Below are 25697 nucleotides of genomic sequence, written 5' to 3' on the forward strand. Positions count from 1 at the left end.
AAGTACTGCTTATTTCAGCACTGCAGGTGAGGTGATCTATTCCCGCTGCTGCCACCACGCCCGGTGTGTTTGGCACGTAGCGAGAGTAGCGGGAGAAAAGTATGAGGATTCCCGGGGCAGCAGCGCAGGGCGCTGCCCCGGGGACTTGGGCTGTTATGCCCTGGCTGCAGCCACAGAATCCTTGGCAGCGGCCGTGACAGCCTCGGTGGTAATACCAAATTCCTTGAAAAGGACCTTGTAGTCAGCAGATGCGCCAAAGTGTTCCAGCGAGATGGAACGTCCTGCATCGCCAACAAATTCACGCCAGCCCAAAGCCAAACCGGCTTCAACGGAGACGCGCGCCTTGACACCTGCGGGCAGGACCTCCTCGCGGTATTCAGAGGGCTGGTTGTTGAACCACTCGACACATGGCATTGAAACCACGCGTGCAGCAATTCCTTCGGTGGCGAGAGCTTCGCGGGCTTCAACCGCAAGCTGGACTTCGGATCCCGTGGCGATCAAAATCACCGCAGGGGTGACTATCTCGCCGTCGGCCACTGCCTCCGCCAAAACGTAACCACCACGAGAAACCAGGTCCGCTGAGGCAAACTCAGTAGCCGTGGCTGCTCCGGTCCCGCGGGCGTAGGTGGGAATGTTCTGGCGCGTCAGGACAATCCCGGCCGGATTGTCCTTTGTTTCCAGAATCTTCTTCCACGCGATCGAGACCTCGTTGGGATCCCCGGGGCGGACTACGTCCAGACCGGGTATGGCGCGCAAAGTGGCAAGTTGCTCAACGGGCTGGTGGGTGGGTCCGTCCTCACCCAGTCCGATGGAGTCGTGCGTCCACACGAAAATAGACGGCACACCCATCAAAGCGGAGAGTCGAATCGCTGGGCGCTGGTAGTCGCTGAAAATCAAGAACGTCCCTGAGTAGGCGCGCGTGGGGCCCCCCAAATGAATTCCATTGACAATCGCGGCCGCAGCGTGTTCACGGATACCAAAGTGCAGTACACGCCCGTACGGACCGCCGGACCAGGTGTCTGTCTGCCTTGAGGCGGGAATGAATGAGCCCGAGCCCTCAATCGTGGTGTTATTTGATCCGGCCAGGTCGCAGGAGCCACCCCAGAGCTCTGGCAGAACCGCTCCAATAGCGTTCAGGACCTTACCGGAGGCTGCCCGGGTTGAAACATCCTTGCCGCTGTCAAAGACCGGCAGGTTCTCCTCCCAACCAGCAGGCAGTTCTTTCTTTTCAATCCGCTCAAGAAGTGCCGCATTCTCCGGGTTGGCCAACTTCCAAGCCGCAAACCCGGTGTTCCATTCGGCGTGGGCTGCCGCACCGCGATCAAGAACTTGGCGAGCATGTTCAAGAACTTCCGGCTCAACTTCAAAGTGCTTTTCCGGATCGAAGCCAAGGACTTCCTTGAGCGCAACAACCTCGTCGCCACCCAATGCCGAACCGTGGATCGCTCCAGTGTTTTGCTTCTTCGGTGACGGGTAGCCAATGATGGTGCGCAAGGAAATGATGGACGGCTTGCTTGTCTGGGACTTGGCGGCATCGAGGGCACCGTGCAACTCGGCAACATCTTCTACGTACTTACCGGTTTTGGTCCAGTCAACCCGTTGCACATGCCAGCCGTATGCTTCATAGCGCTTCAGGACATCCTCGGAGAAGGCAACATTGGTGTCATCTTCAATGGAGATGTGGTTGGAATCATAGATAACCACCAAGTTGCCCAGCTCCTGATGTCCGGCCAAGCTGGAAGCTTCGCTAGTGACACCTTCCTGGAGGTCCCCGTCGGAGGCGATAACCCAGACAGTGTGGTCGAACGGGCTAGTACCGGCCTCGGCGTCGGGGTCCATCAGGCCACGCATACGGCGCTGTGAGTATGCGAAACCAACAGCTGAGGCAAGGCCCTGGCCCAAGGGACCAGTGGTGATTTCAACCCCTGCCGTGTGTTTGTATTCGGGGTGCCCGGGGGTCAGTGAACCCCATGTGCGCAGCGCTTCAAGGTCCTTTAACTCCAAGCCATATCCGGAAAGGAACAGTTGCACGTACAGTGTTAGCGATGTGTGTCCGGGGGAGAGGATGAAGCGGTCACGGCCCATCCAGTCAGGGTTCTTGGGGTCCAAGCGCATGACTTTCTGGAACAACAAGTATGCGGCGGGAGCCAATGACATGGCCGTTCCGGGGTGACCGTTGCCCACCTTTTCAACGGCGTCTGCGGCCAATATACGGGCGGTATCCACTGCGCGCTGATCGTTGGCGGTCCAGGTGAACGTTGGTAATTCCAGATGTGACACTGACGGGTCCCTCTCGTTATGGGCATATGTTCTGCAAGTGCAGGGCAATCAAGCGCGACACATAAAAACTAGCGTTAACGGCTCTTCCTCAGGCCCTGCCCCGAGGTGATACTGCAGTAATATTCAGCATGATCCCACGGGTTAAAGCATCTTCATGCTCCCGCAAGGTCAGGCACTTCTAAAGTTACACGAGTTAGTGCCACAAACGTGATTAGTTTTCATATGTTGAGAACCCAAACGCCACACCTTGACTTAAAGGTTTTTAGCGCTGCGGCGGCACAAACAGGTATGCTGTTAAGAGCTTTGCCCGGGCCCTGTCAATCCTGTGACAGCCAACCCACCACGGCATGGCTGGCAGCGCGGAATGAACACCCTGCGCCGAATCAACAACGAAAACATGGTGACTTAAACAAGTGAGTGCAACTCATACCCCGGCTGCTGAGACTTCGCCAAAAGTTTCCATCGGCTTTTCGGAAAAAGCAAAGGGCTATTTGGCCCTGACAAAACCGCGGGTTGTGGAGCTCCTTCTCGTCACCACATTGCCCACCATGTTTTACGCTCATGGTTTTGCTGGAAAGACCGGGGTACCCAGCCTGTGGCTGATGGTCGCCACAATGGTGGGTGGCGCGCTTGCCGCCGGCGCCTCGGGTGCGTTCAACTGCTACATTGACCGCGACATCGACAAAGTCATGAATCGCACGTCCAAGCGCCCGTTAGTGACCGGCGTGATCACACCGCGTGAAGCACTCATCTTCTCCTGGGTTCTTACTGTTCTAGCCGTGGTTTTGCTGTGGAGCATCAACCCATTGACAGGCATGCTCGGCATTGGTGCGATCTTCCTGTACGTAGTGGTTTACTCACTCATACTCAAGCGACGCACGTCACAAAACATTGTGTGGGGCGGCGCTGCTGGCTGCATGCCTGTGCTGATTGCCTGGGCCGCTGTCACGAACACGGTGCAATGGCCCGCCGTGATTTTATTCATGATCATCTTTTTGTGGACGCCGCCGCACTACTGGCCGCTGTCAATGCGCTACAGCGATGATTACAACGCCGCCAACGTACCCATGCTCGGCGCAATTGCAGGATCCCGCACCGTATCGGTGCAGGTTGTCCTCTACACCTGGGCCATGGTGGTTTGCTCTCTACTCATGATTCCGCTTGGCGGCGCCGGTATTGTCTACACCGTAGTAACAGCTGCCGCTGGTGCCTGGTTCCTGTTCGAGGCTCACAAGCTGTACAACAATGCCAAGAAGGACCTTGTGACCAAGAAGAACGCTATGCAGGTCTTCCACGTTTCCATTACGTATCTGACGCTGGTGTTCCTGTCCCTGGCAGTTGATCCCTTTGTGGGCACTGCTCTCATGGGCTAAAAGGTTCTGCTCCACTATTGTTTCAGCACCCTGATGCCCTAGAGCGCTAACTCTCTAGGGCGCAACTGTTTAGGCGCAACTGTTCGACGGCGGCCGGCGACTTCTCCTTGGAGCTCACCGGTCGCTTTTCTTTGCTCCCGCGCGGGTTTGAGCAAGCGTGCATCCGCTGCGCTGAGCTCTTGCAGTCCACTTTTATACTCCACCGCACTCTTGGCTTGAGATTGGAGATCATGACACCCGAAATGACATGGCCAGACACTCAACGAATCCTCAACGGGGGTCAAGCTGCAGAAGGCGCGTTATGATCTCCAACTTCAACTTGCGCATTCCATCGGCAGCGGAGGAAGTCCGGCGTAGCGCCCGCCTCGCCCGGCTGATAACAGGCGGCTGTTGACAGCTCAGCGATCCTGGCTGACGGAGACGGAGTCGTGACCGCGTCGCAAGGCAACGTCCATGATGTTAGTACCCACCGCTAGCATCAGAGAGGCACCCACCATATGCACAATAACCAGCAGGACAGGTATTCCCGTGAAGTACTGCCAGTAGCCGATGGCGCCCTGGAAAAGCACTGACGCAAAGAGGAGGATCGCTGCGTTGCGCATCATGTCACCTCTGCCATTGCGCCATATCAGAATGAGTAGTACTAGGGCCGCGGCAACCAAGACATACACAGGAACTACGTGTATCCGAGTCACTACGTAGCCGTTTAGCTCCATACGTGGCGAAGTGGAGTCGCCAGAATGAGGCCCTGAACCAGTAACTAGTGTCCCTAGGACTACGGCAAGATAACCTGCTACGCCGGCAACCACGCTGAGATGGCGAACAATCGTGCGTGGTCGCGACACCTCGCGTGGTGAGGTGGCTCCCGTCCGCCCGTATGTCCTATTCACAAGAAGCATCGAAACTACCACGAGCGCGGCGGAGACAAGGAAGTGCAGGCTCACCACATACGGGTTGAGTCCCGTCAGGACCGTAACACCTCCAATGACCGCTTGCGCTGGAATGACCGCCAGCAGCCCGAAGGCCAACCAAAACAAGTCCTTGCGCTCCTTGCGCATATTCCAAAGCATGACCAGCAGGGCCAGCGCCACCGCAGCGAGTGCAAATGTTAATGTGCGGTTGACGAATTCGATGATGCCGTGGATCCCCATTTCAGGGGTATTGGTCAGTGATTCAGCCGTGCACTTGGGCCATGTAGGACATCCCAGTCCCGATCCTGTGACACGTACGACACCGCCTGAAACAATCAGGACGCCTTGACCGATGAGTGAGCCCACGGATAGCCGCTGGATAGCGGGGGTGATCGTGGTGGGCAACTTGTCGGTAAAATTCCGCAACGTCTTATGCGATGCTGTGCTGCTCTGAGTCACTTGCGTGTCCCCTTTCAATTCCATTTGAACCACTTGACCGCTGCGATGGTTGCAACCACAGCCCATGCCATCAAAACTATGAGCCCCCAGATATCCAAGCGGCTCTCAATCAGTGCTGCCCTCATGAGGTTTCCCAGCGCACCAGATGGTAGCCACTGAACAAAGCCGTCAAGGGTATTGGAGAACTTTCCGGCGGGTAACACTATCCCGCCCACCGCTGCGAACAGTATCCAGCCCAAGTTGGTGATGGCGAGGGTGGCTTCTGGACGTACGGTACCTGCAATGAGCAGACCCAGAGCGGTGAAGGCACCCGCTCCCAATATCAACAAGGGGATGCCCAATAGAACTCCGACCAACGGCGGACGCCAGCCAATGAACGCCGCAACAGTTGAGATCAGCACTATCTGCAGGCCCAAGGCCACCAGCACAGCAATGACCTTGCCCGCGATCAGCCCGCCCTTACCCAACGGTGTAGTTGAGAGGAATCGCAATACGCCATATCTACGGTCGAAGCCTGTCGCAATACCCTGGCCGGTGAAGGCTGTTGAAAGCGCACATAGCGCAAGAATTCCTGGCGTCGCAATGGCGACCCGGGAATGGCCCATACCGTCAAGCAGGGGAGTGACAACCAGTGCAAACAGCCCCAGCAATGGCATAACAACCATGAGCACAAGCTGCTCCCCATTGCGGAGCATAGTGCCAGCCTCGTACTTTCCCTGGCTGGAAATCCGCTTCGCCAATGAGGCAGGTCGGCCAACAGGCGCATTGTGAAAGAGGGAACTCATGAAATCTCCCTGCTTCCCGTGTTCGTAGCCATGGATCCACCCATATACGTGCCCGAAGTGGTGCCGAGCTTGTGGTTCTCTCTGCTCGGATCCTGCCCTGATCGGCTCAACGGCTCTGACTGATCTGCGGGTGCTGGAATCTCGCCCAGGCCCTCTGTCTCTCCCCGAGATATGGCCAAGAAAACATCCTCCAGAGATTGGGATGCCAGATGAATCGAAGTTGGCATTATAGCGTTTTCAGCGCACCAAAGCCCGAATCGTCCTACGTCGGCTGGTTCCAGCTTGCCGGAGAGAGCGTAGCTGCCCGGACGCGTCTCGGTGCAGGAAAGGCCGACGCGCATCAAGGGGGATAGCTCCAAGTCAGGAGCTGCCTCGAAAGTCATGACCCGGCGCTTCAGCGCGGCAGTAGATTGCTCCAACAGTTCCGGCACAGTTCCCTGGGCCACCGATGCACCTTTATCCACAATGTAAACGTAATCTGCCAGTCGCTGCGCGTCGTCTAGCAGATGTGTGGTCAGGACAATGGCTTTGCCGCCATCTCGCAGTTCCCGAATCAGTTCAAAAACCATGAGCCGTGACTGCGGGTCAAGGCCAGCGCTGGGCTCATCCAGAAAGAGAACCTCGGGGTTCCCTAACAGGCTTGCAGCCAAGGCAACACGCTGCTTTTGTCCACCAGAAAGACGCCGAATATTGGTGTCCGAAAACTCGGCGATACCGAGTCTGTCAACCAAGGCATCAACACTGAGGGGGTTCGCGTAGAGGCTGGCTACATGGCGGAGAAGCGAAATGGGCCGGGCAGAGGGTGGCAATCCACCATCCTGCAACATCACGCCAACCCGAGCCCGGAGGTGCGCGTCGGCATTTTCCGGATCTTGGCCTAGTAGAGATATGCTGCCGCCAGTGCGGGACTGCACGCCCTGCGCGCATTCAATAGTTGTAGTTTTACCGGCCCCGTTAGCCCCCAAAAGTGCAGTGACTGAACCGAAGTGGGCTCTGAGGCTAACGTTGGAAACAATACGTTTCATCCGACCATCCAGCGCCGGTAAGGGTCCCACGTCCTTGATGAGTCCGGATATTTCCAGAGCGGGGGAATCTGTTTTTCTCACGCGGCTATTGTACGCGACGGACTTGAGCACTTGCCCGCCACGGGAGCTGCGCGTGGGTAGGCTCACCTTAGTGGCGCCACATAGTCAATTACGGCATACTTGTGTTGTCTAATAATTTCGGTTAGTGCGAGTGTGTGGAGGTGTTAATGAGTCAGCACGTTGAACCTGGGACTAGTCCCGTCGTTGAACCTGACGAACGTACCCGAGACCGCGTCTTAACTGCCGTCCTTGAACAAGGACCTGTGAGCGCCGCGCAACTGGGCGCTTTGCTGGGATTGACCCCGGCTGCGGTCCGCAGACATCTGGACTCCTTGACTCGTGAGGGACTCATCGAAGTAAAACTCATCAGCAATGCCAAGAGTGGCGCTGGCAGGCCCGCTCGACGCTATGTTGTTTCGAGGCGTGGTCAAACCGAAATTGGTGATGACTACTTGGAAATCGCCAAGCTTGCGCTGCAAGAGATTGCTGGCACACATGGCGAGATAGGCGTTGTTGAGTTCGCCCGGCGCCGCTTCGCAAAAATGGAAGCAAAATACCAGCCTATCGTTGACGCTGCCGGAACAGATGTAGCCGCCAGGTCCAAGGCGCTCGCTACTGCCTTGAACAACGACCGGTTTGTAGCCACATCCAATTCACTCAATGCCGGCACTGCCATGGCTGCCGAGCAGCTGTGCCAAGGCCACTGCCCCATTCAAGAACTTGCTACTTCTTTTCCCGACTTCTGCGATGCTGAGACCGATGTTTTTGCTAGGCTCATCGGCGTAGACGTGCGAAGGCTCTCCACCATGGCTAGTGGAGGACACGTCTGCACAACTCACGTTCCCACTGGCAGAGCCGTGGTGCGCAAGTTGGCCACGGCGCCCAGTTACACAGCACCCCAGGGTGCAATGCCCCAGGGCACAACCCAAACCACCCCTGCACCACGCCGGATAATGCGTTCAAGCAGTGTCCAATCGAGAAGTGCACCGGCAACTACTGTTACGGCGGGCAAACAACGCCCGTCGAACCAAATTTCCAACCATCAGCAAGAAAGGCCGTGATGACGGATCAATTAGCGCAGGATGTAGGCGCGAAGACTGCTGTCGAAGACACCACAATTACCCACATCCTCGAGGCAAACCCGGAACTGGAAGGCTTGGGAAACTACGCCTTCGGCTGGTCGGATAAAAACGAGTCCAGCGACAATGCCCGCCGTGGCATCAGCGAGGAAGTAGTCCGCGACATCTCGGCCAAAAAGGGCGAGCCACAGTGGATGCTGGACATGCGGTTGAAGGGGCTAAAGTACTTCGACCGTAAGCCCATGCCGACATGGGGTGCTGACCTCTCCGGCATTGACTTCGATAACATCAAGTACTTCGTGCGCTCCACGGAAAAGCAGGCGACTACGTGGGAGGAGCTGCCGGAAGATATCCGCAACACCTACGAAAAGTTGGGCATCCCCGAAGCTGAACGCAACCGTCTGATCGGTGGCGTGACGGCCCAATATGAGTCCGAAGTTGTCTACCACCAGATCCGCGAGGATTTGGAAGAGCAGGGTGTTATCTTCACTGACACCGATACAGGATTGCGTGATTACCCTGAACTCTTCCAGGAGTACTTCGCCACCATGATTCCGATCGGTGATAACAAGTTTGCTTCGCTGAATACAGCAGTATGGTCTGGCGGTTCATTCGTGTATGTTCCCCCGGGCGTTCAGGTGGAAATACCTCTTCAGGCCTACTTCCGCATCAATACCGAGAACATGGGCCAGTTTGAGCGCACGCTCATCATCGCTGATGAGGGAAGCTACGTTCACTACATTGAGGGTTGCACGGCACCGGTCTACACAACCGACTCACTGCACTCCGCTGTCGTGGAGATCGTGGTTAAGAAGAACGCTCGCGTTCGGTACACCACCATCCAGAACTGGTCCAACAACGTGTATAACTTGGTGACAAAGCGCGCCATTGCACATGAGGGCGCCACCATGGAGTGGGTTGACGGCAATATCGGCTCGAAGGTCACCATGAAGTACCCGGCCGTTTATTTGGTCGGCGAGCATGCCAAGGGTGAGACCCTCTCGGTTGCATTTGCGGGCCCGGGCCAGCATCAGGACACCGGATCCAAGATGGTCCACATTGCGCCAAACACGCAGTCTTCGATCATCTCCAAATCTGTTGCCCGAGGTGGCGGACGCTCTGCGTACCGTGGTTTGGTGCAAATCCGTGAAGGTGCAAACCACTCGGCCAACACTGTTCGTTGCGACGCATTGTTAGTTGACACCATTTCTCGCTCAGATACTTACCCCTACGTTGACGTTCGTGAAGACGATGTCTCCATGGGGCACGAGGCAACAGTCTCGAAGGTCAGTGAGGAGCAGCTGTTCTACCTGCAGTCCCGCGGTATGCCAGAAGACGAGGCCATGGCCATGATCGTTCGTGGCTTCATCGAGCCGATTGCCAAGGAACTGCCCATGGAATACGCCCTCGAATTGAACCGCCTGATTGAACTGCAGATGGAAGGGGCCGTCGGCTAAATGACCGAGCTCAAGCAAGAACACGAAACAGAGTCAAAAGTATGGTCGCAGGACTTCATTAAGGGCATGACCGAGGAGGGCGAAAGCCTTTCCGAGATCAATCCCGAGTCCGGTCCCCTTGGTGGCAGTGCTGCCAAAGCACACAGCCACGGCGGCGACAGCCATGGTGGTGGGGTAGGGATTCCCGACAGCTCACGTGCAGGCCGCAAGACCTCATACAAGCTCGCCGACTTCCCTGCTATCACTGGCCGCGAAGAAGACTGGCGCTTCACACCGCTCAAGCGCCTGCGTGGCCTTGACCGCGTGGGTATCAAGGGCCAAGAGCTTAGCGGCCCAGGCCCTCTGGTAGTAGTCTCCGGCCCCGACGAAGTCACAGTTGAGACTGTTGGGCGCGATGATTCACGCATCGGTTGCGCCGGCATTCCCGAGGATCGCGTATCCGCGGCCGCCTGGGAGAACTTCAAGGAAGCCACTGTTGTTACTCTGCCTGCAGAATTCGCAGGCACCGCAGATAATCTCACCACTTTGACCCTGACGGGTCAGGGAGACTCACCAGCGGCAGCCCACATAGTGGTTGTGGCGAAGAAATTTGCAACAGGCGTTGTTGTCCTTGACCACCGTGGAACAGCTGTTCTCAGTGAAAACGTCGAGGTCCTTGTTGAAGATGGTGCAAACCTCACGGTTGTCAGCATCCAGGACTGGAACGACGACGCTGTGCACGCCAGCGCCCAGCACATCAAGGTTGGCCGCGATGCAAAGGTCAAGCACGTAGTCATCAACCTCGGTGGCGATTTGCTGCGCACCACACCTGCCGCTCGCTTCACAGGTACTGGAGGTGACGTTGAAATGAACGGGCTCTACTTTGCAGATGCTGGTCAGCACCTTGAGCAGCGCCTCTTTGTGGATCACTCCACGAAGCACTGCAAGTCTCGTGTCACGTACAAGGGTGCCTTGCAGGGCGACGGTGCACATGCTGTCTGGATTGGCGATGTTCTCATTCGTGCGGAAGCCGAGGGCACTGACACCTACGAGCTGAACCGTAACCTGATTCTTACCCAGGGTGCCCGTGCCGACTCCGTGCCCAACTTGGAAATTGAGACTGGTCTGATTGAAGGGGCTGGACACGCAAGTGCAACCGGTCGTTTCGACGACGAACAGTTGTTCTATCTCCAGGCTCGCGGCATTGAGGAAAGCGTTGCCCGCCGTCTGGTGGTCCGTGGTTTCTTGAACGAGGTCATCCAGAGCATTCGGGTTCCGGCCCTTGAAGAACGTTTGCGCGAGTCCGTGGAACGCGAATTGGCGGCGACACCACAATGAGTGATTCCTCCACGCCCGCCGGAGTCGTTGTCTGCCAAGATGACGAAGTTCAGGTGAAGTCGTCCTTGCTTGTTGAGATTGACGATTATCCCATCGCCATTGTGAGGGACTCCTACGGGGAGCTGCACGCAATTGGGGATACCTGCTCACACGCAGAGATCTCCTTGAGCGAAGGCGACGTGGAGGACGGCACAATCGAATGCTGGGCACATGGCAGCTCTTTTGATCTTTCATCAGGTCAGCCGCTGACATTGCCAGCCTTCGAACCTGTTCCCGTCTTTGCCCTAGCCGTTCACGGCAGCGACGTCTATGTGGACGTCACCAACATTCTTAACGGTGTCAGCACGCAGTAGCGTAGCGACCCGCAAACACACTTTTTAGGAGAAAATAGAGTATGTCTACTCTGGAAATCAAGGATCTGCACGTTAGCATCACCACTGAGCAAGGCACCAAGTCGATCCTCAAGGGTGTCAGCTTAACCATCAACACAGGCGAAACCCACGCCATCATGGGCCCCAACGGTTCCGGTAAGTCAACGCTCGCGGCAACTATTGCAGGTCACCCGCGTTACACGGTGGACAGTGGATCCATCACTCTCGACGGCGAAGACGTTCTGACAATGACTGTCGATCAGCGTGCCCGCGCCGGCTTGTTCCTGGCCATGCAGTACCCGGTAGAAATCCCCGGCGTGACCATGACCAACTTCTTGCGTACCGCAAAGACCGCGATCGACGGCGAAGCCCCCAAGTTGCGTACCTGGACCAAGGACGTCAAGGCTGCCATGGCGCAGCTGCGGATCGAGCCGGAGTTCGCCGAGCGCAACGTCAACGAAGGTTTCTCCGGTGGCGAGAAGAAGCGTCATGAGATTCTCCAGCTTGAACTGCTCCATCCCAAGTTCGCAGTTCTGGATGAGACGGACTCCGGTCTTGACGTTGACGCATTGAAAGTTGTTGCCGAGGGCGTAAACCGTGCAATCGACGCCGGTGGACTGGGCACTGTGCTCATCACCCACTACACACGCATCCTGCGTTACATCAAGCCGCAGTTTGTCCACGTGTTCGTCGATGGCACCATCGCAGAACAGGGCGGCCCGGAACTTGCAGACCGCTTGGAAAATGAAGGCTACGACCGTTTCTTGGTTGCCGAGTCAACAACGGCCTAAACGCTGCACAACTCAACCATCGCTAAGAAGGAATCATGACTGACATCAGCGAAACAAGCGCACCCATTGTTGCTGGCCAAACTGACCTCGAAGACGTCGAAGAAGCACTCAAGGACGTCATTGACCCCGAGCTTGGGGTTAACATCGTTGACTTGGGACTGCTGTACGGCCTGCGGTATGGAGACGACGGCGCCTTGCTGTTGGACATGACGCTCACCACAGCGGCCTGCCCCTTGCAGGACGTCATCGAAGAACAGGTTGAAAACTCACTGAACCCCATTGTGGATGAATGGCGGATCAACTGGGTGTGGATGCCGCCGTGGGGTCCGGAGAAAATCACGGACGACGGCCGGGATCAGATGCGGGCCTTGGGCTTCAACATCTAAGTAGCAAAACCAACTCGCAGCAACCAATGAATTGCACGTTCTCCATGCAATTCATTGGTTGCTGCGAGTTTTTTTGCTATCCCCGCTCTGGGCTATACCTTGGGCACAGAGAAGGTGTCACAGGTGGCTAGATCTCCGCTCTGGTAGCCGGCGTGGAGCCATTTTTGACGCTGTTCACTGGAACCGTGGCTCCACGATTCAGGATTCGTGCCACCGGTAGCGGCCTGCTGGATCCTGTCATCGCCCACTGAAGACGCCGCAGACAAGGCATCGTTAAGATCGTCCTGTAGTAGCGGCTTCATGAACGGCTCACTGGTTCCCGGCGCTGGTGTTGATGAGGCATGCCGCATCCAAATCCCCGCATAACAATCAGCTTGTAGTTCGGTACGCACGGCGTTGGACTGGGCTCCAGTGCCCCCTTGCCCGGCACGGTCAAGAGTCCCCATAAGGTTTTGTATGTGGTGGCCGAACTCGTGTGCCACAACATATTCCTGGGCTAGCGGGCCACCAGAGGAACCAAACTGATTTTGAAGTTGGACAAAGAAATCTGGATCGAAATAAGCCTTAGTGTCTCCAGGGCAGTAGAACGGACCAACGGCAGTAGTCGCCTGTCCGCACGCTGTATCAACTCCTCCAGAAAAGATGACTGTTGTGGGCCTGAGATACTTCACCCCGGATTGGTTTGGGCCGGATATATTCTGAGTCTGTTGAGCAAGATACCCTGGCCAGAATGCGTTGAGTGAGTTAGCTGTGCCCAGAATGCGGCAGGCGAGGAGGTTGTTGGCGTCCTCTCCGGTTTGACAGTTTTCAAGCGTTTCGCTGCCGGATTGCTCAATCGCCGGTTGATTCTCCGTTCCCTCAAGCACAGAGGCAAGCAGATCAGGATTAATCCCTAGGAGTGCCCCAATGAGGACCACAATGCCGCCCCCTAAACCAATCCCGATTTTTCCGCCACGGCCCATTCCACCACGGCCCATTCCGCCACGGCCACGGCGATCCTCCGCCTGAGTTGGGTCAAGGCGAGCACCTTCATTAAAAGTCATGAGAATAGAGTAGCGCCTGTGGCACATTTTTGAATTAGCCCGGCACGACTGTCTAGAGGCCAGCCACCGGTATCCAGGGCCTAGCCACAGCTACTGCATCCACATGGAAACCCGAATCTCCTCTACGATGAAGAGGATGCCTTTCATCGAGAAACTCAAGGACTGGGCTAGTAGTCGTGGCGGCGATTGCGCGCTGGTTGCAGGCGAACAACGTTATAGTTTTGCCCAGCTGCTCCAAGCTGCGCAAACTGTTCACAAGGACCCAGCTACTAACCCGGCAATGAACTTGATCCCGGACACTGTCCACGGACTGGTCCCGGGGATTTCCGTGAGCGCAGATAGTTCAACTGCTGGCCAGCTAGTGGTCATTGACGCTGCTTCCGGGGCAGACCTGGTGGTCGAATTTTGTGGTGCTGTCTTCCACTCCCTGACGGCAATGGTACTGGAAAACGGCTGGCCGCTTGCCCTGCGCCAAGACTTGAAAGGTGCAGCAGAGGCCTGGCTAGAAGAACGGAACAATGACGTATCGCCGCCGTTCTTACTCGGTCTTTCTTCCGGGACCAGCGGTCTGCCCAAAGCGTTTGTTCGCAACGCCGACTCGTGGGAAACCTCCTTCGCAAATAGCACGGAGTACTTCGGGCTGGGAACTGAGACGGTGACACTAGCACCCGGGCCGCTGGCTGCCAGCATGAATCTCTATGCTCTGGGCGAGTCCATCTATGCAGGATCCACTTTCGTCATCCTGCCCAGCTTCAATGCCGATGCTGCTTTATTAGCAATAGCACGCAACAAAGTTAACCGTGTTGTGCTGGTGCCAACTATCCTTGACCTGCTAGCGGCCCGCGGTTTAGCAACAAAACAAAGCGGGGACGGAATTTCCTCCATTCTTTGCGCAGGTTCTGTGCTGTCTGCATCCACTGTGGCATTGGCTCATCAATGGGCACCCAATGCACAAATACAGCAGTATTATGGTGCCGCAGAACTGGGTTTCGTTGCCGCTTCCACACTAAAATTTGCGCCCACAAACTCGATCCTGGCACGGCCCCAGGATTTGAACTTGCCGTCCGCACCAGAGCTCCAAGGTAACTCTTCTCTCGTAGATGTCACTAAAGGTGCGGTGGTTAGGAAAGCAGGAGAGGACACCCCTGCCGGAGTTGGCACAGCATTTCCTAGAGTGGAGATCAGCATTCGGGATGAAGTTGGCAACCTCCTACCAGCGGGGCAGTCAGGCTATATTTTCGTCAAAAGTCCTTATGTTTGCTGTGGCTACGCATGGGGTGACGATGGGTTGGCCTTCGGTACTCTCAGAGCTGACAAGCACACAGTTTCCCCTGCTTCATTGTCCCCTGCTCCATTTTCCTCTGCCCCATTGGACAGTGGTGATGACGGGCAGTGGTGCACTGTCCGTGATCAAGGCCATCTTGATTCCCAAGGTGTCCTGCATGTAGCCGGCCGAGCCAGTGACATGATCATCGTGGCCGGCACGAATGTTTATCCGCACCATGTTGAGGAAGTCCTGGCGATGGCTGATAACTGTGCCGGTGTGCTCACAATTGTTGTCACAGGTATTGCCGATCCCGTCAGGGGTCAGCGCGTTGTTGCAGGAATTTACAGCTCTGCAAGCCGCCTGGATGGAGATCACAGCGCCACAGGCAGCACCACGGCAGGTGCGGTTTCCTTCATGGCGGCACTTCGCCACGTGGCATCAACATTAACAGCGCAGCAACGCCCAACCAGGTACTTTGAAATGTTGGAACTGCCGCTAACTAATAGCGGCAAAATTAGCAGGGCCATCCTCTCCCAGTGGATCAACGAAGGGGACACCCGTGCCCAGCGAATTACCTAGCTCCACCTCCGGAACTCCAACCACAACAAGCGATCCCGACACAACAGCCGTCATCATTGCGGGCAGACGGCTTCCCACAGCGAAAGCAGGGGGTGCCTATAAGAAATACCGGGCCCATGAACTTGCCTCTGTCGTCATTAGAGACCTGATTGCCCAATCCGGGATTCCAGTGTCGGAAATTAGTGATGTCATCCTGGGTAATGCTGTAGGTGGAGGTGGCAACGTTGCCCGGCTCGCCGCATTGACGGCTGGACTTCCGCACACTGTCACAGGACTTACTGTAGACAGGCAGTGTGGTTCGGGTTTGGAAGCCGTGGTGCTGGCCGCCAGACTAGTTCAGGCCGGTGCGGGGGACCTCTATCTGGCAGGGGGAGTGGAGAGTATCAGCACCGCCCCTGCGCGGGCACACAGGCTGGCTGATGGCGGCCTTGAGTTTTTTGCGCGGGCACAGTTTGCGCCCGAGGACATTGGTGATCCAGATGCCGGTCAAGCGGCGGAGAATGTAGCCGCGCACTATGGCATTACACGCCAACGCCAGGACGCCTACGCCTTAGAGAGCCATGACCGGGCGATCAAGGCGGCGCAGAAAGGGCACTTTGCAGATGAGCTTATCTCCTTCGCCGGACTCCTCGCCGATCAGGGGCCACGACCGAACCTTACGCCATCCCTGATGGCCCGCTTTCCCGCCGCTTTTGTACCCGGTGGAACCGTTACTGCAGGGAATTCATGCCCGTACAGTGATGGTGCGGCTTTGCTGCTTGTTACGTCTCTAACGCGAGCACGAGCAATTGCGAGTCAGCAAAGAATCACCGGAGAAAGTGCACGGGGATTGAAATTTATAGATAGTGCCGTGCTGGGCAATGAGCCTACCTTGCTCGGAGCTGGAGCCGCTTATTCCACCCGCAAGCTCATGTCCCGCACGGGCCTTAGCCGCAACGGGTTGGCTGCGGCCCTGGTCGAGTTCAATGAAGCTTTTGCCGCGCAAGTTCTGGCCGTTGCAGATCTTCTCGGAGTAGATCCCGGCATCTTTAACCACGACGGCGGTGCCTTGGCCTTGGGGCATCCGTACGGGGCATCTGGGGCTGTCCTTGTGACGAGGCTGCTAGCCCGTGCCCGGCGCGGCGCCGATTTAGGCACAGATGCCCTCGCCATGATCAGCATGGCAGGTGGAATGGGTATTACAGCGCAATTCCAGTGGACTCAGATGCATGACTCGTAGAACTAATAGAACTTATAAGCTCAGTAGCCCCAGATAGACAGCTGCACATCGGTGCCGCCGGGGATCATGTTAGCCTCAGCACTTTTCTACCCACCATCGTCTCTGGAGTCTTCCAGGGACCTAAACTCTTCAGGGGCTCGGACTCTTGGTTGGGTTAGCTACTCTCAGGCTCACCGAGACCACGGGCGGCCAAGGCATCACCCGTGGCGCGGGCATAGCCCACTGTGGCAATGACCACCGGCAGTGAGCGGGCCAGTAGGTTTCTTTCAAGGCCTCGGGCGCGGGCTGCGTCACGGACATCGGCAAAGGCCCCTATGACAAAGGGGATGCTACGAAGCATCAGCGCCACTGTGAGAGAGAACCGTTCGGGGTCTGCACCAAACCGCTTTAACGGCATCACAAGCGCAGCCAAACCATCCAGGAGCTCGTCAACGGGTGTTGAGGCCGTCAAAATGTTTGAAGCCAGCACTGTAGCGAGGATCGCGGCAATGACGCTCCAGGCGACCCATGGGCCGTGTTGCCACCACTGGTACCCCATGATCAGCACCAAAAAGATTAGCATCATTCGCACTGCTCGCCACATGCGCTGCCAGCTCAGACCGGCCAAAAAGTGCCCCACCACAACCACAACCAAGGTCAGGGTGGTTGTGCGAACGCCAACGCGCGTTGAAACTAACGGGGAGGCTAAACACAGAACGGCGATACTAAAAAGCAGGAGAGCTTTAATGCCCAGCGACAAGCGGTGAATCACCGAGGTTCCCGGGACATATCCGGCTACTAGAAAGGCCTGTCCGCGCACTAGAGCGCCAACTCCCGGTACCGGGCGATCGCCTCTTGCGGATCGCCGTCGAACACTAAATCACCGTGGTCAATCACCAGAACACGGTGGAAGGTTGCGGCCAACGTGAGGTCGTGAGTAGACATGATCAACTGCTGAGGAAGTGTTTCAAGACGTTGCATGAGCATTCTCGTGTTGCGCAAATCAAGCAGGGTTGATGGCTCATCCAGCACCAATATCTCGGGAACAACGGCCAACACTGTGGCAAGGGCCGTCAGTTGACGTTCACCACCTGAAAGTTCATAGATGCTGCTTTCCGCCAAATGTTCAAGACCGTAGTCCGCAAGGATGGCCAGGGCCTTGTTCTTGCGCTCCCGCTTACCCAGTTTCTGCCGGCGCAAAGACAGCTCTACGTCTTCTTGAGGTGTTGGCATGACTAACTGGGACATGGGATCCGTAAAGACAAAGCCCACGCTGCGTCGCACCGCCGATGACTCAGTGATGGTATTGCGGCCATTGACAACGACCGTGCCGGTCGATGGGCGCACAAGCCCGTTCAGCATCCGCAATAAGGTCGATTTACCGGATCCGTTTGCGCCAATGACAGCAATTCGAGACTCGGTCAGCCGCAAGGTCAGAGGCGCCAGAATTCTTTTGGCGTCCTGGCGTCGAGGATCAATCGGGGGGATGCTGACACCGGCCTGTGTCAGGACAATGGTGTTTTGAGCAGAAGGGTTCACTTGCTTCGACGGAGCAAAAGATCCGGGAACGCCCGGTGCAGGCTCAACGCAATGATCACGGCTAGAACATTCTTGAGAATGTCGCCCGGCAAAAAAACAACATCCGCGAGCATGGCCGTTGGCAGGCTCATGCCTTTGATGACAAATCCCACAATTCCACTGAGGTGAATAACTACTGTACCCGCCATGGCTGCAGCAAAAAGCGCAGCGGCTCGCCAGCGGCTGCGCACTGCCCACGTGGCCAGAAGGCCCACAGTTGCGGCACCGAAAATGAAGCCAATGATGTAACCAGCCGATGGGCTCGCCAACACTGCCGGGCCTGCCCGGAAACCGCTAAAAATTGGAAGCCCGATCAGCCCCAACAGCACGTACAGCCCTACGGCTGCAGTCCCTCGGGCAAAACCAAGAACAAGACCGCACAGCACTACCACCAGCGTCTGCAAGGTGATGGCTACGCCCGCTGGGCCAACATTGATGCCCGGTACTGCAATGGACGCTGCCAAGAGAGCGGCAAAAACAGCGATCAGCGAGAGGTCCATAGCGCCCCATCGGACTCTCCGGGAGCGTAGCCCATCCTTATTGTTGGGCGCATCGGAGAGTGGAGTTGATGTACTCAATGTCTCATCCACAGGTCGTGAAAAACTCATTATTGCTGCTTTCGGTAAAGTTTTGCCAAGGTAAGAGTTGGACGAACTCAGATCCTCGTTAGACTAGGTAGGTTGTTCAACGCTGCTCTCATCCGGAACCGGAGAGATACGTTTCGCGGCACTTACCCACTTACGTGAAAGGTTACTACGTTGATATCGGTCCAAGACCTTGAGTTACGTGCTGGAGCGCGCCTGCTCATGGACGAAGTATCCTTCCGCATCGACTCCGGTGACAAAATTGGTTTGGTGGGCCGTAATGGCGCCGGCAAAACCACCCTAACCCGTGTATTGGCCGGGGAAGGACTCCCTGCAGGTGGCAAGGTCACCCGTACCGGCGAGATCGGCTACCTACCGCAGGATCCCCGCACCCCTGACATGGAGCAGCTTGCCAAGGACCGTATCCTCTCGGCCCGTGACCTTGATAAGGTCATCACCAAGTTGCGCAAGGCTGAAAGCGACATGGCCAGTGAGGACAACTCTGTTCGGGACAAGGCAATGCGCCGCTACGACAGGATTGAGGTGGAGTTCCTTGCTAACGGTGGTTACGCCGCCGAGGCGGAAGCAGCAGCCATCTCCTCCAACTTGGCACTGCCTGACCGCATCCTGAACCAGCCCCTGAAAACCCTTTCAGGTGGTCAGCGACGACGTGTGGAGTTGGCTCGGATTCTCTTTTCCGGGGCCAAAACAATGCTCTTGGACGAGCCGACAAACCACTTGGACGCCGATTCCATCGCGTGGCTGCGCGACTTCCTCAAAAGCCACAATGGCGGTCTGATTGTGATTAGTCACGACACCGAACTCCTTGAAGCCACTGTCAATAAGGTTTACCACCTGGATGCCAACCGGGCCACGATTGACCAGTACAACTTGGGCTGGAAGAAATACTTGGCTCAGCGCGAAACTGATGAACGGGCACGACGCCGGGAGCGGGCCAACGCTGAGAAGAAGGCCGGAGTCCTCATGGACCAGGCAAACAAGATGCGTGCCAAGGCCACCAAGGCTGTTGCCGCGCAGAACATGGCCAAGCGCGCCGAAAGGTTGCTGGCCGGGCTCGAAGAAGTCCGCGCCCAGGACAAGGTTGCAGCGTTGCGCTTCCCCGATCCTGCTCCTTGTGGAAAGACTCCTCTGACCGCTGAGGGCCTCAGCAAGTCCTACGGCTCGCTGGAAATATTCACCGATGTCAGCCTTGCTATTGACCGCGGCTCCAAAGTCGTTATTCTGGGCCTAAACGGTGCGGGTAAAACAACTTTGTTACGCATGCTTGCAGGTGTTTCCAAACCAGACACGGGTGAAGTGATTGCCGGCCACGGACTGAAAGTGGGCTACTACGCCCAGGAGCATGACACTCTTGATGTAACCCGCACCGTCTTGGAAAACATGCGTTCCTCAGCTGGTGATATGAACGACGCCGAAGTTCGCGGCATCCTCGGGTCCTTCCTTTTCTCCGGTGATGATGTGAACAAGCCTGCCGGGGTACTCTCCGGCGGTGAAAAAACCCGTTTGGCGTTGGCTACTATCGTTGCCTCAAGCGCCAACGTGTTGCTGCTTGATGAGCCCACTAACAACCTTGACCCTGCCAGCCGCGCAGAGATCTTGGGTGCACTGAAGAACTACACGGGCGCTGTTGTCCTTGTTAGCCACGATGAAGGCGCAGTGGCAGCACTGGATCCTGAACGCGTGGTCCTGTTACCTGACGGTGACGAGGACCTCTGGAGCCAGGACTACCTAGACCTGATCACACTGGCTTAGCACTAAGAATTTCTGCAAGAACTGCCGTTCGCTATCTTTAGCGGACGGCAGTTTCTTTTGCACCAGTGGTGGCCAAGAGTTGGCCATAACTCATGGAGAGCATCGCTTGATGACTGCCAGCGCCCGCCCACAGCACTGGAAACTGGGCCAGATCGCAGTCAAGAAATGTGTAAATGGGGCGGGGGTGCCCCAGTGGAGCGACACCTCCCACCGGCTGCCCGGCGTGCTGGAGAACAAATTCCGGACTCGCTCGCTTGATTTTTCCTAGGCCGTGTACCCGGGCAACGAGTTTCACGTCTACTTTTGCCGCCCCGCTGGCAAGGATCAGCAGGGGAGCACCGTCGCATTCGAAAATCAGGCTGTTCGCAATGGCACCAACCGTGCAACCAAGCACAGCAGCTGCGGTGGCAGCCGTGGCAACCGATTCCGGCACAACTACCACTGTGTCCGCCAGCCCTGCACTAAGCAAAGCTGCCCGTACATTTTCAACAACCGGGTCTTCACCAGCATCTTCAGAAGGACAGGGCAGTGAAGTGTTCGACTCTTTCATCCCTTTAGATTAGATGAGAAAAAACACAGCGGCCGAGCAAGTTTGCCGGGCTGGTGAGTCTGACTAAAAACCCTGCGCATCCAAAAGTGCATCCTCTGCTTCCTCGGCGGTGGGTTTGGCTCCCGGACGGCGACGCTTGGGATGCTGGCGGGGATGGAATGCCGATCCTCTGCCGTAGACCTCTTCCACCGGGACGCCTGACGCCTGTGCCTCTTGTGCGTCAAAGTCATCATTGCGGCGTTGTGTTCTGGCAGCATAGCCAAATCCGACGAATGCCAGGATCCCAAAAGCGATCCACTGTAGTGCGTAACTGAGATGTGAGCCTTCATCGATAGAAGGGGAGGGGAACGCTACGGGGCGGATGGCGGCCGCTGGTGCTTCACTGGCCAATTGTCCGTAAGCACCGTTTTTGATGGGGTAGCTCAGTTCCGCGGCGTAGTCATTGAGCTCAATGGTGGCCAGCTGACCCGGGGGTGCTCCACGGTCAAGCTTGGGCTCAGGCGGCTTCAGTCTTGCAACGACGCTGACAACACCGGGCTCCGGCTGCGGGATGGCATCTGGATGCCCTGCTTCCTTGTTGCCAATAGGCAGCCACCCACGGTCGATAATGACCGTGTCACCGTTTTCCAACGTCAACGGGACAAGCACTTCATAACCAGCAGCGCCGTTGAGAGGGCGATTACGCACAATGCGTTCATCCGCCACCTGATAGGTGCCTTTCAAACGAACCTGGGTCCATTCTTTTGCAGGATCAAGAGCGTCAAAATCAGAAGCTACGTCCGCATAGTCATAAATCGTGCCAGCGTAGTTCTCCTGAATTTTACTGATGTTCTCAACCACGGCATTGCGGCGGTTGATTTGCCAGTTTCCCAAGGCCACGCAGGCGATGGCAAACACAAGTGCCATGGCAAAATAGCCCATCCACCTGCTGGAGAACAGAAATTTATAAGTCTTCATGAACTAGACAGAATCCTTAGGGCTCAAGGGCTGAGTTTCCTTCCATAAGGAACGGCTTTGCAGGTAGTCTTCCAACCACGCTGCGTGATCGGAGCAAGCCAACCAGATCTTGCGCCGCTCAGCTGTGTGAATCTTAGGATTGTTCCAGAGCAGCGCGGTAGTGGCATTCTCACGACAGCCTCTCCGTGAGCAGATGGGAGTCTGGGGTTGCTCCGTCACCGGCTTTCCATCCTCGGGCAACATATCGAAGATGTTCATGATGCTTGCTCTCCTGCTTCTGGGCCATCCATGTTTGGGTCTTTCATGTTTGGGCTATCCATCTCATCCGGGACAATCTCACCGGCGAGTACATCGGAAACACCACTTACGTCATCCTCAGTACTGTTCTGCCCACCCTCGATGCCATAGGTTGGGGCATTATCAAGCAGTTCAACTCTCTCTTGGTGAACAATGTCTGCCCCACCATTAGCGATCACCACAGCAACCCACGGCAGAACCACGGCCCCGATGACGGGTATGAGCTTGAACCATCCGTCGAAAACAAAGATTGCCGCAAGGCAGACCATCCGAATGCCCATCGTGACAGCGTATTTCACCATACGGCTGTGCATGTCTTCGCTATGCGCAATGGCCGCATTGGTAATGGCTTGGACGCTAGAAACGGGCGCACCGTGACGGTACTTGCTGCGCCGTTCCGTACCGGGCTTCGGCATGGCTGATTGGTCTTTCATCACACTCCCAGGGACACCCTTATTCTCTCACCGAGAGGGGGCACAACCAAAAGCCAAGTGTGTGGGCGCAGCCCTTTCACCGTAGGATTCATTAACTGCAGCTAACTTTCAAGAGTAGTCGTCGGGTACCTTGGGGGATTGTCCAGGAGTCTTCTCGATAACCAAAGCAATTTGCTGCTCCAATCCGTCATTTTGATGTTTGTTTTCTTTGGAGGAATACATGAGTACACCGGCAGGCGACGAACGCCAGGCTCGTAGTGTTTTGGTCACCGGCGGGAACCGTGGCATAGGACTTGCCATTGCTCAAGCCTTCCTAGCCAACGGCGACAAAGTTGCAGTGACCTACAGAAGCGTTTCAGAGCTGCCCGACGGAATACTCGGTGTCAAGGCTGACGTCACGGACACAGCCTCCGTTGACGCAGCTTTTACTGAGGTCGAGGTGGCGCACGGCCCCGTAGAGGTTTTGATTGCCAATGCCGGCATCACCAAGGACACCTTGTTGTTGCGCATGAGCGAGGATGACTTCACCTCAGTGGTTGACACGAACTTGACAGGCGCCTTCCGGGTTATCAAACGCGCCTCCAGGGGAATGATCCGCCTACGGAAGGGGCGTGTGGTGCTGATCTCTTCCGTTGTGGGTCTCTATGGTTCACCCGGGCAGATCAACTACGCCGCGTCAAAGGCAGGACTGGTTGGTATAGCCCGCTCGCTGACCCGCGAGCTGGGTTCCCGCGGGATTACAGCCAATGTTGTGGCTCCGGGATTCATCAGCACCGACATGACAGCGGCGTTGCCAGAAGAAACACAGAAGCAGTACCTGTCCACCATTCCGGCGGCTCGTTTCGCCTCCGCGCAGGAGGTTGCCAACGTTGTTCGCTGGGTGGCAAGCGATGAAGCTGCCTATATCTCTGGCGCCGTCATTCCTGTTGACGGCGGTTTGGGAATGGGCCACTAACACGCAGATGACTCGGGCAGCCCGACTTGTGCTAGCGATCCCTCATCCAGTGCCTGGTGGGGCTTTCAAGCGCTTCCTAGGCGTTTTGACTAGGCCTGCGGTGGCAGCTATGACGTGGCGGCTGCTTGAGCACGGATAAGATTCGATATAAAGCCCAAGGCAACCCCAACCGCCCGGCACAGATTGATCAGTTCAAATTAAGGATGTTTTATGGGAAAGCTTGACGGAAAGACCGCTATTGTCACCGGATCCTCACGTGGAGTTGGCGCCGATGTAGCGAAGTACCTCGCCGCTGAGGGTGCCGCGGTAGTGGTTAACTACCGCCAGAAGGCCCCGCGCGCCAACAAGGTTGTGGCGCAGATCATTGAGGCCGGCGGCCGCGCAGTTGCTGTTGGTGCCGACCTCACAACTCAGGAGGGTGTCCAGAGCCTTGTCAGTGCTGCCCTGGAGAACTTCGGTTCACTGGATCTCTTGGTTCTGAACGCCTCTGGCGGCATGGAAAGCGGCATGGCCGAGAACTACGCGCTGCTGTTGAACCGTGACGCACAGGTCAACCTACTCAATGCGGCCATGCCGCTGCTGCCCGCTGGCTCGCGCGTGGTGTTTGTCACAAGCCACCAGGCGCACTTTATTGAAACTGTGCCCACCATGCCGGAGTACGAGCCTGTAGCTAAGAGCAAACGTGCCGGTGAGGATGCCTTGCGCGCCTTGATCCCGAATCTGGAAGCGGAGCACATCTCCTTGGTGGTGGTCTCAGCTGACATGATCGAGGGAACAGTCACCGCAACGCTCCTTGACCGTGCAAATCCAGGCGCCATTGAGGCTCGCCGCGCCGAAGCCGGCCGCCTCTACTCCGTATCCGAATTTGCTGCTGAAATTGCCAACATGGCAACCGCAGACGTTCCCAATGGTCACACCGAATACGTGGGCGGAGCCAGCACCTTCAAATAGGCCAGGTAGACCGCTGCTGCACCCTGGCGGCTGCACCTTGGCGTAAACACACATTGATCGAGCCCGTTCCAATCCGTATGTGCGGACCGGAGCGGGCTCGATCGTGTTTGTACCTAGTGCGCATCCTTTTACAATCGGCTTATTCGCCCAAGACCAGCAGTTCAGCCCGAGACCAGCAGTTCAGCGGGCCTACTGGGCGGCTGCTACGGCGTCCAGATGTTAGCTAGGGCCAGGGCAATATCAAGATTTGGCAGGTTGATCTGAGCGTCGGCGGCTTCGCGAACTGCCGGTTTTGCGTTGAATGCCACTCCCAGTGCGGCAGCAGCCATCATGTCGAGGTCATTGGCACCGTCACCAATGGCCATGGTGGCTTCAGCACCGATGCCAACTTCCTGGCTCCAGTTCTGCAACTGCACGGCCTTAGTGGCTCTATCAACTACCGCCCCCACCACTTTGCCGCTTAGGTGCCCATCAATGATTTCGAGGTCGTTTGCCATCGCGAAATCTAAGCCCAATTTCTCGGCCAGCGGGGTGAGGATCTGTGAAAAGCCCCCTGAAACAGCGGCAACAACGTGTCCTGCTTCCTTTGCCTGGGATACGAGCCGTTCGGCCCCGGCTGAAAGCTGGATCGCCGCGCCAACCTCCGCCAGTACGCTCTCCGGAAGTCCCGCTAGGGTGGCCACCCGATGATGCAGACTTTGAGCAAAATCCAACTCTCCGCGCATGGCCGCCTCGGTGACCTTTGTGACCTCGGCTTCGGCCTCCGATCCAGCATGGGCTGCCAAAAGTTCAATCACTTCCTGCTGGATCAGTGTGGAGTCAACATCCATAATGATGAATTTACGTTTTGCCCAGCGAAGCGAGTCGGGAACAACGGCAGTGTTTATTTCTCCGGCACCGGCCTCAGTGAGGGCCCGACGCAAGCGAGTCAGTCGTGCAGCAGCTTGGGCGTGAGTTGTTCCCGAAGGAGTGAGGGATCCCAGTTCCAGCACAATCACTTCAAATTCAGGATGGTTCTCGCGTCGTTCCGAGGCGATGGTGTAACCATGCTCGGTCAATACTGTCCTGGTTTTCTCCATGGCTGCGGGGGAGAGCGTTTGGCCATAGCTAACTGCTGTGAAAGTGGAGGGCATGCTAAGAATTCTACCCGCACCCGACTGTGCCTCCACGAATCCCATCCAAGGTCCCTCTCCTACTTCTTCTTAGCGAACGGCGTGCTGGTTAGCGCAGTCCACCT

The 25697-nt window shown here is 56.7% G+C and carries 24 protein-coding genes and 1 pseudogene; 12 read left to right on the plus strand and 13 right to left on the minus strand.

What is annotated here, in order from left to right:
* Positions 1-153: 153 nt before the first annotated feature.
* Complete coding sequence (tkt, locus tag QMG40_RS00560; RefSeq protein WP_459252950.1) at positions 154-2271, minus strand: transketolase; 2118 nt, start codon at positions 2269-2271, stop codon at positions 154-156.
* A 422-nt stretch (positions 2272-2693) separates the two neighbouring features.
* Between tkt and QMG40_RS00565 the strand changes: the two genes are divergently transcribed.
* Entirely contained in the window at positions 2694-3653 is a 960-nt protein-coding gene (locus QMG40_RS00565; protein WP_283526824.1) for a heme o synthase, read from the plus strand.
* 398 nt (positions 3654-4051) lie between these two features.
* Here QMG40_RS00565 and QMG40_RS00570 read toward each other — a convergent pair whose 3' ends face one another.
* The 3 genes and pseudogenes from QMG40_RS00570 to QMG40_RS00580 all read right to left on the minus strand — a co-directional run.
* On the minus strand, positions 4052-5023 hold the full coding sequence (locus tag QMG40_RS00570) for a COX15/CtaA family protein (protein WP_283526826.1): 972 nt from the start codon (positions 5021-5023) through the stop codon (positions 4052-4054).
* 14 nt (positions 5024-5037) lie between these two features.
* Positions 5038-5808, minus strand: a complete 771-nt coding sequence (locus QMG40_RS00575; RefSeq protein ID WP_283526828.1) for an ABC transporter permease — start codon at positions 5806-5808, stop codon at positions 5038-5040.
* 167 nt (positions 5809-5975) lie between these two features.
* Positions 5976-6914, minus strand: a pseudogene (locus tag QMG40_RS00580) (ABC transporter ATP-binding protein); the annotation flags it as partial.
* 146 nt (positions 6915-7060) lie between these two features.
* Between QMG40_RS00580 and QMG40_RS00585 the strand changes: the two are divergent.
* Genes QMG40_RS00585 through QMG40_RS00610 form a run of 6 tightly spaced genes read left to right on the plus strand, consistent with a single transcriptional unit; the run spans position 7061 to position 12294 of the window.
* Positions 7061-7954, plus strand: a complete 894-nt coding sequence (locus QMG40_RS00585) for a helix-turn-helix transcriptional regulator (RefSeq protein ID WP_283526830.1) — start codon at positions 7061-7063, stop codon at positions 7952-7954.
* Positions 7954-9429, plus strand: a complete 1476-nt coding sequence (gene sufB / locus QMG40_RS00590; protein WP_283526832.1) for a Fe-S cluster assembly protein SufB — start codon at positions 7954-7956, stop codon at positions 9427-9429. The genes QMG40_RS00585 and sufB overlap by 1 nt, the downstream gene beginning before the upstream one ends.
* Positions 9430-10746 carry a Fe-S cluster assembly protein SufD gene (gene sufD / locus QMG40_RS00595; RefSeq protein ID WP_283526834.1) on the plus strand — a complete coding sequence of 439 codons (1317 nt, stop codon included), beginning with the start codon at positions 9430-9432 and terminating at the stop codon, positions 10744-10746.
* The gene (locus QMG40_RS00600) at positions 10743-11099 is read left to right on the plus strand and encodes a non-heme iron oxygenase ferredoxin subunit (protein ID WP_283526836.1); all 357 of its coding nucleotides are present in this window, start codon (positions 10743-10745) and stop codon (positions 11097-11099) included. Before sufD ends, QMG40_RS00600 begins: the two co-directional genes overlap by 4 nt.
* 41 nt (positions 11100-11140) lie before the next feature.
* Positions 11141-11908 carry a Fe-S cluster assembly ATPase SufC gene (gene sufC, locus QMG40_RS00605; RefSeq protein WP_283526838.1) on the plus strand — a complete coding sequence of 256 codons (768 nt, stop codon included), beginning with the start codon at positions 11141-11143 and terminating at the stop codon, positions 11906-11908.
* 35 nt (positions 11909-11943) lie between these two features.
* Positions 11944-12294 (plus strand): metal-sulfur cluster assembly factor, encoded by a 351-nt coding sequence (locus tag QMG40_RS00610; RefSeq protein ID WP_283526840.1) that lies wholly within the window; start codon positions 11944-11946, stop codon positions 12292-12294.
* Positions 12295-12386: 92 nt separating this feature from the next.
* Here QMG40_RS00610 and ypfJ read toward each other — a convergent pair whose 3' ends face one another.
* Positions 12387-13337 (minus strand): KPN_02809 family neutral zinc metallopeptidase, encoded by a 951-nt coding sequence (gene ypfJ / locus QMG40_RS00615; protein WP_283526842.1) that lies wholly within the window; start codon positions 13335-13337, stop codon positions 12387-12389.
* Positions 13338-13473: 136 nt separating this feature from the next.
* Between ypfJ and QMG40_RS00620 the strand changes: the two genes are divergently transcribed.
* Both QMG40_RS00620 and QMG40_RS00625 read left to right on the plus strand, forming a co-directional pair.
* The gene (locus tag QMG40_RS00620) at positions 13474-15183 is read left to right on the plus strand and encodes a class I adenylate-forming enzyme family protein (protein ID WP_283526844.1); all 1710 of its coding nucleotides are present in this window, start codon (positions 13474-13476) and stop codon (positions 15181-15183) included.
* Complete coding sequence (locus tag QMG40_RS00625; RefSeq protein ID WP_283526846.1) at positions 15164-16402, plus strand: thiolase family protein; 1239 nt, start codon at positions 15164-15166, stop codon at positions 16400-16402. The genes QMG40_RS00620 and QMG40_RS00625 overlap by 20 nt, the downstream gene beginning before the upstream one ends.
* A 154-nt stretch (positions 16403-16556) precedes the next feature.
* On the opposite strand, the gene QMG40_RS00630 is transcribed toward QMG40_RS00625, so the two are convergent.
* Genes QMG40_RS00630 through QMG40_RS00640 form a run of 3 tightly spaced genes read right to left on the minus strand, consistent with a single transcriptional unit; the run spans position 16557 to position 18567 of the window.
* Positions 16557-17201: an energy-coupling factor transporter transmembrane component T family protein gene (locus QMG40_RS00630; protein ID WP_283526848.1), complete on the minus strand. Its 645-nt coding sequence runs from the start codon at positions 17199-17201 to the stop codon at positions 16557-16559.
* On the minus strand, positions 17201-17920 hold the full coding sequence (locus QMG40_RS00635) for an energy-coupling factor ABC transporter ATP-binding protein (protein WP_459252937.1): 720 nt from the start codon (positions 17918-17920) through the stop codon (positions 17201-17203). Before QMG40_RS00635 ends, QMG40_RS00630 begins: the two co-directional genes overlap by 1 nt.
* The gene (locus QMG40_RS00640) at positions 17917-18567 is read right to left on the minus strand and encodes a biotin transporter BioY (protein WP_283526850.1); all 651 of its coding nucleotides are present in this window, start codon (positions 18565-18567) and stop codon (positions 17917-17919) included. Before QMG40_RS00640 ends, QMG40_RS00635 begins: the two co-directional genes overlap by 4 nt.
* A gap of 150 nt (positions 18568-18717) precedes the next feature.
* Between QMG40_RS00640 and QMG40_RS00645 the strand changes: the two genes are divergently transcribed.
* On the plus strand, positions 18718-20316 hold the full coding sequence (locus tag QMG40_RS00645) for an ABC-F family ATP-binding cassette domain-containing protein (RefSeq protein ID WP_283526853.1): 1599 nt from the start codon (positions 18718-18720) through the stop codon (positions 20314-20316).
* Between the two features lie 37 nt (positions 20317-20353).
* Here QMG40_RS00645 and QMG40_RS00650 read toward each other — a convergent pair whose 3' ends face one another.
* From QMG40_RS00650 to QMG40_RS00665, 4 genes are all read right to left on the minus strand, one after another.
* On the minus strand, positions 20354-20866 hold the full coding sequence (locus QMG40_RS00650; protein WP_283526855.1) for a YbaK/EbsC family protein: 513 nt from the start codon (positions 20864-20866) through the stop codon (positions 20354-20356).
* A 63-nt stretch (positions 20867-20929) separates the two neighbouring features.
* Positions 20930-21823, minus strand: a complete 894-nt coding sequence (locus tag QMG40_RS00655; protein WP_283526858.1) for an SURF1 family cytochrome oxidase biogenesis protein — start codon at positions 21821-21823, stop codon at positions 20930-20932.
* A gap of 3 nt (positions 21824-21826) precedes the next feature.
* Positions 21827-22081: a hypothetical protein gene (locus QMG40_RS00660; RefSeq protein ID WP_283526860.1), complete on the minus strand. Its 255-nt coding sequence runs from the start codon at positions 22079-22081 to the stop codon at positions 21827-21829.
* On the minus strand, positions 22078-22554 hold the full coding sequence (locus tag QMG40_RS00665) for a DUF3099 domain-containing protein (RefSeq protein ID WP_283526862.1): 477 nt from the start codon (positions 22552-22554) through the stop codon (positions 22078-22080). The genes QMG40_RS00660 and QMG40_RS00665 overlap by 4 nt, the downstream gene beginning before the upstream one ends.
* 220 nt (positions 22555-22774) lie before the next feature.
* Here QMG40_RS00665 and QMG40_RS00670 point away from each other — a divergent pair, with 220 nt between their 5' ends.
* Positions 22775-23509 (plus strand): beta-ketoacyl-ACP reductase, encoded by a 735-nt coding sequence (locus tag QMG40_RS00670; RefSeq protein WP_283526865.1) that lies wholly within the window; start codon positions 22775-22777, stop codon positions 23507-23509.
* A gap of 210 nt (positions 23510-23719) precedes the next feature.
* The gene (locus QMG40_RS00675; protein ID WP_283526867.1) at positions 23720-24460 is read left to right on the plus strand and encodes an SDR family oxidoreductase; all 741 of its coding nucleotides are present in this window, start codon (positions 23720-23722) and stop codon (positions 24458-24460) included.
* Between the two features lie 203 nt (positions 24461-24663).
* Here QMG40_RS00675 and serB read toward each other — a convergent pair whose 3' ends face one another.
* On the minus strand, positions 24664-25593 hold the full coding sequence (gene serB, locus QMG40_RS00680) for a phosphoserine phosphatase SerB (protein ID WP_283526869.1): 930 nt from the start codon (positions 25591-25593) through the stop codon (positions 24664-24666).
* Between the last annotated feature and the right edge of the window lie 104 nt (positions 25594-25697).

It is taken from the genome of Arthrobacter antibioticus (assembly GCF_030063205.1).
In the GTDB taxonomy this organism is placed as follows: Bacteria; Actinomycetota; Actinomycetes; order Actinomycetales; family Micrococcaceae; genus Specibacter.